Source organism: Pseudomonas sp. FG13, assembly GCF_057809755.1.
The window spans coordinates 1-10202 of sequence record NZ_JBMDKO010000088.1 but is presented as its reverse complement, the minus strand read 5'-3'; the positions used below and the strand labels follow the sequence as shown (position 1 = coordinate 10202).

The 10202-nt window shown below is 62.3% G+C and carries 9 protein-coding genes; 5 read left to right on the top strand and 4 right to left on the bottom strand.

Annotation, left to right across the window (positions count from 1 at the left end; genetic code table 11):
* Positions 1 to 179: 179 nt before the first annotated feature.
* The 4 genes from ACODTO_RS29165 to ACODTO_RS29150 all read right to left on the bottom strand — a co-directional run bounded on the left by ACODTO_RS29165 (position 180) and on the right by ACODTO_RS29150 (position 2671).
* Entirely contained in the window at positions 180 to 623 is a 444-nt protein-coding gene (locus ACODTO_RS29165; RefSeq protein WP_041024931.1) for a hotdog fold thioesterase, read from the bottom strand.
* A 195-nt stretch (positions 624 to 818) separates the two neighbouring features.
* The gene (locus ACODTO_RS29160; RefSeq protein WP_175363792.1) at positions 819 to 1271 is read right to left on the bottom strand and encodes a SixA phosphatase family protein; all 453 of its coding nucleotides are present in this window, start codon (positions 1269 to 1271) and stop codon (positions 819 to 821) included.
* Entirely contained in the window at positions 1268 to 1615 is a 348-nt protein-coding gene (locus ACODTO_RS29155; protein ID WP_139649060.1) for a DUF4389 domain-containing protein, read from the bottom strand. Before ACODTO_RS29155 ends, ACODTO_RS29160 begins: the two co-directional genes overlap by 4 nt.
* A 30-nt stretch (positions 1616 to 1645) precedes the next feature.
* Positions 1646 to 2671 (bottom strand): NAD(P)H-dependent glycerol-3-phosphate dehydrogenase, encoded by a 1026-nt coding sequence (locus tag ACODTO_RS29150; RefSeq protein WP_139649058.1) that lies wholly within the window; start codon positions 2669 to 2671, stop codon positions 1646 to 1648.
* Positions 2672 to 2870: 199 nt separating this feature from the next.
* Between ACODTO_RS29150 and ACODTO_RS29145 the strand changes: the two genes are divergently transcribed.
* From ACODTO_RS29145 to fabB, 5 genes are all read left to right on the top strand, one after another.
* A complete protein-coding gene (locus tag ACODTO_RS29145) occupies positions 2871 to 4994 on the top strand; it encodes a TonB-dependent receptor plug domain-containing protein (protein ID WP_489107454.1) in 2124 nt (707 codons plus the stop codon).
* Positions 4995 to 5927, top strand: coding sequence for an ABC transporter substrate-binding protein (locus ACODTO_RS29140; protein ID WP_489107453.1), 933 nt, complete (start codon positions 4995 to 4997; stop codon positions 5925 to 5927). It abuts the gene before it with no gap.
* Complete coding sequence (locus ACODTO_RS29135; protein WP_175363796.1) at positions 5924 to 7825, top strand: ATP-binding protein; 1902 nt, start codon at positions 5924 to 5926, stop codon at positions 7823 to 7825. Before ACODTO_RS29140 ends, ACODTO_RS29135 begins: the two co-directional genes overlap by 4 nt.
* Before the next feature lie 236 nt (positions 7826 to 8061).
* Positions 8062 to 8577, top strand: coding sequence for a 3-hydroxyacyl-[acyl-carrier-protein] dehydratase FabA (gene fabA / locus ACODTO_RS29130; RefSeq protein WP_123346011.1), 516 nt, complete (start codon positions 8062 to 8064; stop codon positions 8575 to 8577).
* A gap of 11 nt (positions 8578 to 8588) precedes the next feature.
* Positions 8589 to 9809 (top strand): beta-ketoacyl-ACP synthase I, encoded by a 1221-nt coding sequence (gene fabB / locus ACODTO_RS29125; protein ID WP_139649050.1) that lies wholly within the window; start codon positions 8589 to 8591, stop codon positions 9807 to 9809.
* Positions 9810 to 10202 lie beyond the last annotated feature (393 nt).

The window sequence follows — 10202 nt, the reverse complement described above, 5'->3', positions numbered from 1 at the left end:
GACAGTCTGGCTTGGGCTATGGCGTTATGGCTGGCCAGCCGCAAACTTTGTGGCAACGACACCTGTGGGAGCAAAGCTTGCTCGCGACGCAGACGCCGACATTTCTGAAAGACTGCATTGGCTTCATCGCGGGCAAGCCTTGCTCCCACAAATCCCTTCGCTACAAAGGATCTGTGGAATCAGCGCGCCGGCGGTTGCTCGCCCAGCGGCACCACCGCCATGGTCAGGCGCGACACACAGTTGACCTTGCCTTCGTCGTTGCTCAGGCGGATGTCCCAGACCTGGGTGGTACGGCCCAGATGAACCATCCTGGCCGTGGCCGTCACCCGCCCGCTGCGTACACCGCGCAAGTGGTTGGCATTGATTTCCAAGCCCACGCAATAGAACTTGCTGGTGTCCACGCACAGGTAGGCGGCCATGGAGCCCACCGTTTCGGCCAGGACCACCGAAGCACCGCCATGCAACAGGCCGAACGGCTGATGGGTGCGGTGATCGACCACCATGCTGGCGGTCAGGGATTCGTCGTCGAACGACTCGAAACGAATATCCAGTACCTCGCTGATGGTGTTTTTAGCGGCAGCGTTCAGTTGTTCGATGTTGGGTGTGGTGCGCCACAGACTCATCGTTACCCTTCCTTATGTTTATGTGGGAACAAGGCCCCAAGGCCAATCAAGGATCAAGCGATATTTCTGTGGGAGCGAGCCTGCTCGCGATAGCGGTCTGTCAGTTGACAGGGATGTCGACTGACACGGCCTCATCGCGAGCAGGCTCGCTCCCACAAGTCATATGGTTTGACTGGCAGCAAGGCCCGGTCTTTCTCATGGATGCCGAAGGCCCTTGAGTCGCATCGCACCGGCCAACGGCAGGTCACCTTCCAGCTCAGCCAGACCAGCCGTGTTCACCCGCTCGGGTTGTTGCAGGTGACCGTGTTGCGCCAAGCCCAACAGGCTGCCCACCAACGGGTTATGGCTGACCAGCAGCACATCATCCCGATCCCCGAGATGCTCCAGGACTGTCTGGGGCCGGGTTTCCGGCTTGAGCCAGTCGACCGTGATCAACTCCGGTTCGAACCCCAACGCCTCACGCACCAGTTGCGCAGTCTGCTGGGCGCGCAGGTAAGGGCTGGCATAAATGGCGGTCAACGGGCGGCCGATCAATTCGGCGGCACTGCGCAGGACTTCTTCACGCCCGTGAACCGTCAAGGCCCGCTCGGGATCGGGGCGGGCACCGTATGGCTCGGCTTCGCCATGACGCAGTACCCACAGGTTCATAGCTTGGGCTCCTCATCCTGGACAGGGTGCGGCGCCGGCGCCACGACGTGGGGCGCTTCGCCTTCCGGCGCGCGCGGGCTCGGCCAGTCAGCGAAGGGCCAGGGTTTCTGGTCGCTGTGGAAGGTGCCGAAACGGCCGATCTGGGCCAGGAACTGGCTGAGGCTGTCGCCGAAGTTCATCAGGCTGGCGCTGGGTGCGCCATAGATCAATCGATAGATCAATTGCACCAGTACCACGGCGCCAAGGATGAATTGCGCCACTTGCCAGACCAGCAGGTAAACCACCATCCACAGCACCCGCAACAGGATGGACTCGTATTGGGTCTGCCCTTTCGAATCGTTCATAGCTCACTCCTGCCTGTCATCGACAGCGGCTCAATTGAAGCCACTGGTGGAAATGAAATCGACATCGGTCTTCGGCTCGCCACGCATCAACAGTTCGATCACCTGCTCCAGCGTGCGCCCTTCGAACAGAATCGCGTGCAACCCGGCGACCAGCGGCATATAGACCCCGGCCTCCTGGGACTTGGCCTTGAGTACCTTGAGGGTGTTCACACCTTCGGCCACTTCGCCCAGGCGCGACACGGCCTCGTCCAGGCTCAGGCCCTCGCCGAGAGCGAAGCCGACCTGGTAGTTGCGACTCTTGGGCGAGGAGCAAGTGACGATGAGGTCGCCCACCCCCGCCAACCCGAGGAAGGTCATTGGATTGGCGCCCTGGCTGACGGCAAAGCGCGTCATTTCCGCCAGAGCCCGGGTGATCAGCATGCTCTTGGTGTTCTCTCCCATGCCCAGCGCCACCGCCATGCCGGAGATGATCGCATAGACGTTCTTCAGCGCTCCGCCCAGCTCCACGCCGAAACGGTCGGCACTGGCATAGACCCGGAAAGTGCGGCCATGAAGCGCGGCCTGGACCCGCTTGCACAGTTCTTCGTCTTCACTGGCCACCACGGTGGCGGTCAAGGCGTGCTCGGCGATTTCCCGCGCCAGGTTCGGCCCGGAAATCACCCCGATCCGCGCTTTTGGCGCGATCTCTTCAAGAATCTCGCTCATCAGCTTGAAGGTCTGGGCTTCGATGCCCTTGGTCAGGCTGACCAGGAACTTGCCGCTCAGGCAGTCGGCATGGGGCGCCAGCACCGAGCGCAAGGCGCTGGAGGGCAAGGCGACAAAAAACAGGTCACTGCCCTGGAGCGTGGCCTGCAGGTCGGTCACCGGCTCCACTTCCGGACGGATCTTGATGCCCTTGAGGTAACGCGGGTTCTCGCGGTTGACCCGGATGGCCTCGGCCTGCTCCGGGTCACGCATCCATTGGCGTACCGGGTGACCATTCTCGGCCAGCAGGTTGGCCACGGCGGTACCGAAACTCCCGCCTCCCAGGACCGCAATCGGGCGCTGTTCAGTCATATGCAATCCGTTCATCCATACCAAGTGGCGATGCCGGGCATTATACGGAGCGCCCAGATCGCGACTAGCCCCGCTATTAATTACCCACAACTGTAGGAAGCTGACCATCAATTGCTCGGAAAATGCTATCAACGCAACTGGAAAAGTCTCTCAGCTCAGTTAACATGCCCGCCATCATTCTGTTATCAAAGGCTCTGCCGTGACCGTTGGCCCCTCCCGCTCAGGCTCGTCCCTGCTCTTGGCGCTGCTCGTCAGCCCGCCAGTGTGGGCCGACGACTTGTTTGTCGACAGCCAACCCCTGCCCCAGGTCCTGACCGCCACTCGCTTGAAACAATCGCCAGCGGCGGTGCCGGGCAGCATGACCGTGCTGGACAGCGAGCTGATCAAGGCCAGTGGAGCCCGGGACATCAGCGAATTGCTGCGCCTGGTACCCGGTATGATGGTCGGCAACCTCAGCGGTAATCAGCCCACCGTGAACTACCACGGCACCAACGCCAGCGAAGCACGCCGCATGCAGGTGCTGATCGATGGCCGCTCGGTGTACCGCGCCGGTCTCGCCACCGTTGACTGGAGCGACATTCCGGTGGCCATGGAGGACATCGAGCGAATCGAAGTCTTCCGCGGCCCGAACACGGTCAGCTATGGCGCCAACGCGCTGATGGCGGTGGTCAACATCATCACCCGGACGCCGGCCAACAGCCACGGCACGCGGGTGAAGATCACCCAGGGCCAGCGCGGCATCAGCGACTGGTACGCCAGCCAGGGCACCGGCTGGGAGGGGGGCGATCTGCGACTTTCCTTGTCCGGTCAGGAAGACGACGGCTTCGACAGCGACCGCAACGGCGCCGACTACCGCGACAGCCGCCGCTTGAACCGTATCAACCTGTCGGTCAGCCAGACACTGAATGAACAACAGAGCATCGATTGGCAGTTGAATGCCAAGGACGGGACCAACCAGCGGCCTTATACCTACCACCCGGTCTTTGCCGGGATTACCGCCGCTGGGGATAACTCCGACGTCATCGCCAAGGACTATGCCGGCTCGCTGCGCTGGAATCTGGACCTCAACCCCAACCACAGCCTGTATGTGCAGAGCTCGATCCAGCACTGGGATCGCCAGCAGACCTGGCGCGCCTGCGATGCCGAGGTGTCCTTCAGCCCGCAACTGACCGACCTGTGGCTGCTCAATCCCAACTACGCAGAGAAGCTGGCGCGCAACATGCCCGGCTTCACCAGCACCGGCGCGCCACCCGGTACGGCGCAGGAGCAGGCGTTGGCCAACCAGGTGCTCGACCAATGGCGCAACGGCGCCTCGCGAACCGTGTGCGGCGATATCGACCAGAGTGCCCGGGAATCACGCTACGACCTGGAGATCCAGGACACCCTGAGCCTGTCCGACAGCCTGCGACTGGTGACCGGGGCGAACTATCGCTATGACCGGGCCGATTCCGAGACGTACTTCGACGGCACACTGGATGACACCACCTGGCGGCTGTTTGGCCAGTTCGAATGGCGGGCCACTGAGCACTGGCTGTTGCAGGGCGGCGCGATGTTCGAAGACACCCGCTTGACCGGCAGTTCGCTGACACCGCGGGTGGCGGTCAACTACCTGATCACGCCACGGCATGGCTTGCGGGCGGTGTACTCCGAAGCGGTACGCTCACCGGACATGTTCGAGAACAACGTCAACTGGAGCTATCAGGTCACGAACCTGCAACCCACCGCCTTTGGCCGAAGCAGCGCGCGTTACTTTGTCCAGACCCGCGGTCCGGGAAACCTCGAGCAGGAACACATGCGCTCCCGGGAACTGGGCTACAACGGCTATTTCATGGACCTGGGCCTGACGGTTGACGTCAGGCTGTTCCATGACGAAATCACCGGCATGATCAGCGAACCGCTGCGCAACAACCAGTACATCGCCAGCAACGCCAATGAGTCGCAGTTTTCCGGCGCCGAAACCCAACTCGACTGGCGCATGACCAACGCCGACCGCCTGCGCGTGACGTATGCCTACGTCGACGCCCTGGCCAGCGCGCCCCTCGATGAACAACTGACCGCCCGCAACAGTGGTTCGGCCGGCTGGCTGCGGGACTGGGGCCAGGGTTGGAACAGCTCGGTGTTCTATTACGCCGCCGATGCCCTCAACGGCTACCGCTTCGAACGGGTCGATACCCGCCTCGCCCGGCGCATCCCGCTGGGCAAAGCCAGCCTGGAGCTGGCGGGTGTCCTGCAACAACGCCTCGACAATCAACCCACCACCTTCGTCGACAACCGCTACGACTCCCGACATGTCATGTACTTCAGCGCGGAGTTGTCCTTCTAGATGGCCCGGAGCCAACCGGGCAAGAGGCCATTTCCCGGCCGCCTGCCGCTGGCACTGTGCCTGGTGCTGGCGGGCCTGCTGGCAACGCTACAGGCCCGCGCCGCCGAAATCCTGTTGACCGGAACCCAGGACAGCCCCGGCGTGCAGTCCTTTACCCAGGCCCTGAAGGCCCTGCGCCCCGAAGACGATGTGCGCTTCACCCCGTTGGCGAGTCTGCCGGCACCGGACAAGTTGCCAGCCAATATCCGCCTCGTGCTGCTGGACCTGCCCAGCCTCGACTGGCGCCTGCAAGCGGCTCAGGGACCGGCCACGCTGGTGCTGCGGATCAGCCGGTTGCAAGCCCGGGACCGCCTGGGCGAGGCAATCCCCGCGCACTTGAGCCTGTTGTGGAGCGATCCGCCGGTAGCGCGACAATTGCGCCTGATTCGCACGATCTTCCCGCAAGCGCGCAGGGTCGGCGTGCTGTTCGACGGGCACAGCGAGTTCCTGCTCAAGGAGATCCGCCAGGCCGCCGTACCGCTGAGCCTGGAGATCGTCACCGAGCGCTGGGAAGACACCAGCGACAGCCGCCCCCTGCAAAACCTGCTGGGCCAGAGCGATGTCTTGCTGGGCCTCGACGACCCCGACCTGTACAACCCCAAGACCGTGAAGAACCTGTTGCTCAGCAGCTATGCCCGACAACGCGCGCTGATCGGCCCGAGCGCGGCGTTCGTCAGGGCCGGCAGTCTGGCCAGCACCTACAGCGACCAGGAAGACTGGCTGGCGATTCTCGACGATCTGCTCGACCGTCCCGTCGCCACCTGGCCACGCGCGCTGTATCCGGCTCGCTTCAAAGTCCTGGACAACCGGCAAGTCGCCCGCTCCCTGGGGCTCGAACCGATTGACGCCGCTTCCGTCGCTACGCAGTTGGCCGAAGGAGAACACCGCCCATGACCTTGCGTCGCCGTTGGGATATCAGTACACGCACCCAGCTCATCGCCCTTGGCCCGGCGTTGCTGCTGACCGTGCTGTTGATCAGTTTCTTCACCTTCGTGCGAATCCAGGACCTGCGCCAGGAACTCAATCACACCGGGCAACTGATCGCCAACCAACTGGCTCCCGCCACCGAATACGGCGTGATTTCCGGCAACAATGATGTGCTGGAAAGCCTGCTCACCGCCACCCTGGCCACGCCCCACGTGCGCTTTCTGGAAGTACAGGACAGCACACACCGGGTGTTGGTGCACGTCGAGCAGCCCGAGCAGAATCGTGTTCACTCCCAGCAGATCGAAATGTTCCAGGCGCCGGTTCGCCTGCAGCGCATCGCCCTGAACAACGATTTCCTGCAAGGCAGCAGCCCCCCCATCGAGACTCCTGGCGAAGATTACCTGGGCCGGGTGATCGTCGGCATGTCCAGCGATGCCTTCAGCCAGCGGCAGCAGGAAATCCTGTTCAAGGCCGCGATCCTGGCGTTGTTCGCCCTGCTGTTCACCTTCCTGGTGGCGCGTCGCCTGGCCTCTGACCTGTCCCGGCCGATCCGCGACATCGGCAACGCCGTCAAGGCCATCCAGCAAGGCGACTACAGCAAACCGTTGCCTATCGTTGACGACGCCGAGCTGGGGGCCTTGTCGCGGCATATCAACAACCTGGCCGACGGCCTGGAACAAGCCAGCCGGGAACAGCACCAGGCCATGGCGCAGTTGATCAAGACCCGGGAAGAAGCCGAAAAAGCCAACAGCGCCAAGTCGGAATTCCTGGCCATGATGAGCCACGAGTTGCGCACGCCCATGAACGGTGTGCTGGGCATGCTGCAACTGCTGGAAACCACCCGGATGACCGACGAGCAGCACGAGTACACGGCACTGGCTTCGGAATCCACCGAGCACCTGTTGAAGGTGATCAACGACATCCTCGACTTCTCGCGCATCGAACGTTCGGCCCTGGAGCTGGAACATATCCCGTTCAACCTGACCGAGCTGGTGGGCAGTTGCGCCCAGTCGTTCCAGCACAGCGCCGCCCAACGCAAATTGGGCCTGGACCTGCTGATTCCGGACGACATGAAGGCCTTGCAGGTGCAAGGCGATCCGACGCGGATCCGACAGATCCTGGTGAACCTGATCGGCAACGCACTGAAGTTCACCGAGCAGGGACGTGTCACCGTGCAGTGCCAGTGGCAGGCCCTGGACCACGAATTGCTGTGGTTCACCTGCACGGTGCGCGACAGTGGCATCGGTATTTCACCCGAAAGCCTGGAGCGCATGTTCGACGCGTTCCAGCAGGCCGACAGTTCGATTTCCCGCCGCTACGGTGGCACCGGCCTGGGCCTGCCGATCGCGCGCACCCTGGCCGAACGCATGGGCGGCACGCTGCGGGCCCAGAGCGAGGAAGGCCAGGGCTCGGTGTTTACCCTGGAAATTCCGCTGGCCCGGTCCACACAGGGCCCGGTGGAGATCGCACCGCGACTGTCCCACGGCGGCGAGGGTGGCGCCGGTCGCAACGTGCTGCTGGTGGAGGACAACCCGGTGAACCAGACCGTGATCGAAGCCATGTTGCGCAGCCTGGGCTTTACCGTCAGCATCGCCGCCGACGGCGCCCAGGCCATCCGCAGTGCTGAAAGCCTGATGTTTGAATTGATCCTCATGGATTGCCGCTTGCCGGTGGTCGACGGTTACGAGGCCACGCGACGGATCCGCCAGTTGCCAGGTTGCGGAGAGGTACCGATCGTCGCCCTGACGGCCAATGCCTTGCAGGGCGATCGCGAAGCCTGCCTCGCGGCAGGCATGAACGATTACCTGGCAAAGCCGTTCAAAAGGGTTGATCTGCAGCATATTCTGCAGCGTTGGGTGCATTAGTAGCCTGTGTAGCTGGCGTGAAAGACGAAAGTGCGGCAGTCTTAGGCACCCGACGAGCCTCGATTGAAGCTCGGATAAAAAATTTCAGTGCACAGGTGTACATTCATTTTCCGTGTGCTGTGACTTTCACTACAACGCAATAGTCTATGAGTAGGCTGTCGATTCGAGGCATGACCGCTTCGATCGGTCGGGAAGATTCGCCCAACCCTGCCGCATGGGACTATTGAGGAGCTCGCATGACCAAACAAAACGCCTTTACCCGGGAAGATCTGCTGCGCTGCAGTCGCGGTGAGCTGTTCGGCCCAGGTAACGCGCAACTGCCCGCCCCGAACATGCTGATGGTGGATCGCATCACCCATATCAGCGAAGAGGGTGGCAAGTACGGCAAAGGTGAATTGGTCGCCGAGCTGGATATCAATCCGGACCTGTGGTTCTTCGCCTGCCATTTCGAAGGCGATCCGGTCATGCCGGGCTGCCTGGGCCTGGATGCCATGTGGCAACTGGTCGGTTTCTTCCTCGGCTGGCAAGGCCTGCCGGGTCGCGGTCGCGCCCTCGGTTCGGGCGAAGTGAAGTTCTTCGGTCAGGTCCTCCCGACCGCGAAGAAAATCACCTATAACATTCATATCAAACGCGTCCTCAAGGGCAAGCTGAACATGGCCATTGCCGATGGTTCGGTGGCTGTCGACGGTCGCGAGATCTATACCGCCGAGGGCCTTCGGGTCGGCGTTTTCACCTCCACTGACAACTTCTAAGGGTTATCCGCATGCGCCGCGTCGTTATCACTGGTCTTGGCATCGTTTCTTGCCTGGGCAATGACAAAGAGACCGTCTCCGCTAACCTGCGTGCAAGTCGCCCTGGCATCCGGTTCAACCCGGAATACGCCGAAATGGGTCTGCGTAGCCAGGTTTCCGGCTCCATTGACCTCAACCTCGAAGAACTGATCGATCGCAAGATCTACCGTTTTGTCGGCCATGCAGCGGCTTACGCCTACCTGGCCATGAAGGACGCCATCGCCGACTCCGGCCTGACCGAAGAGCAGGTGTCCAACCCGCGCACCGGCCTGATCGCCGGCTCCGGCGGTGCCTCGACCTTGAACCAGATGGAAGCGCTGGACATCCTGCGCGAGAAAGGCGTCAAGCGCGTCGGTCCGTATCGCGTCACCCGGACCATGAGCAGCACCGTTTCCGCCTGCCTGGCCACACCTTTCAAGATCAAGGGCCTGAACTACTCCATCGCTTCTGCCTGCGCCACCAGTGCCCACTGCATCGGTACCGCCATGGAACAGATCCAGATGGGTAAGCAGGACGTCGTGTTCGCCGGCGGCGGTGAAGAAGAACACTGGAGCCAGTCGTTCCTGTTCGACGCCATGGGCGCCCTGTCCAGCAAGCGCAACGACACGCCGGAAAAAGCCTCCCGCGCCTACGATGCCGACCGTGACGGTTTCGTCATTGCCGGTGGCGGTGGCATGGTGGTGGTCGAGGAGCTGGAACATGCCCTGGCCCGCGGTGCAAAAATCTACGCGGAAATCGTCGGCTACGGCGCTACGTCCGACGGCTACGACATGGTTGCCCCAAGCGGCGAAGGTGCTATCCGCTGCATGCAGATGGCGATGTCCACCGTCGACACTCCGATCGACTACCTGAACACCCACGGCACTTCGACTCCGGTCGGCGACGTCGCGGAAATGAAAGGTGTGCGTGAAGTGTTCGGCGACAAGGCGCCGGCCATCAGCTCTACCAAGAGCCTGTCGGGTCACTCCCTGGGCGCCGCCGGCGTTCACGAAGCGATCTACTGCATGCTGATGATGGAAGGCAACTTCATCGCCGGCTCGGCCAACATCGACGAGCTGGACCCGGAAGTGGCCGACCTGCCGATCCTGACCAAGACCCGCGAAAACGCCACCATCAACACCGTGATGAGCAACAGCTTCGGCTTCGGCGGCACCAACGCCACCCTGGTACTGAAGCGCTGGCAGGGCAAGTAAGCCCCGCTGCTACGCCGCACACGAAAACGCCCCGACCGGTTCGGGGCGTTTTTTTTGCCTGCTTCTACCCTGTGGGAGCACAGCTTGCTCGCGATCCAGACACCTCAGCGCTCAAGACCGCGTTGACCTCATCGCGGGCAAGCCTTGCTCCCACACAACACCGCCAGGAAATTCTACCTGCGGGAGCATAGCTTGCTCGCGATCCAGACACCTCAGCGCTCAAGACCGCGTTGACCTCATCGCGGGCAAGCCTTGCTCCCACACAACACCGCCCGGAAATTCTACCTGTGGGAGCATAGCTTGCTCGCGATCCAGACACCTCAGCGCTCAAGACCGCATTGACCTCATCGCGGGCAAGCCTTGCTCCCACACAACACCGCCCGGAAATTCTAC

What these genes read in the sequence shown, in the direction of transcription:
- ACODTO_RS29165 (WP_041024931.1), bottom strand. Translation starts at nt 623, where the DNA reads ATGAGTCTGTGGCGCACCACACCCAACATCGAACAACTGAACGCTGCC.
- ACODTO_RS29160 (WP_175363792.1), bottom strand. Translation starts at nt 1,271, where the DNA reads ATGAACCTGTGGGTACTGCGTCATGGCGAAGCCGAGCCATACGGTGCC.
- ACODTO_RS29155 (WP_139649060.1), bottom strand. Translation starts at nt 1,615, where the DNA reads ATGAACGATTCGAAAGGGCAGACCCAATACGAGTCCATCCTGTTGCGG.
- ACODTO_RS29150 (WP_139649058.1), bottom strand. Translation starts at nt 2,671, where the DNA reads ATGACTGAACAGCGCCCGATTGCGGTCCTGGGAGGCGGGAGTTTCGGT.
- ACODTO_RS29140 (WP_489107453.1), top strand. Translation starts at nt 4,995, where the DNA reads ATGGCCCGGAGCCAACCGGGCAAGAGGCCATTTCCCGGCCGCCTGCCG.
- ACODTO_RS29135 (WP_175363796.1), top strand. Translation starts at nt 5,924, where the DNA reads ATGACCTTGCGTCGCCGTTGGGATATCAGTACACGCACCCAGCTCATC.
- fabA (WP_123346011.1), top strand. Translation starts at nt 8,062, where the DNA reads ATGACCAAACAAAACGCCTTTACCCGGGAAGATCTGCTGCGCTGCAGT.
- fabB (WP_139649050.1), top strand. Translation starts at nt 8,589, where the DNA reads ATGCGCCGCGTCGTTATCACTGGTCTTGGCATCGTTTCTTGCCTGGGC.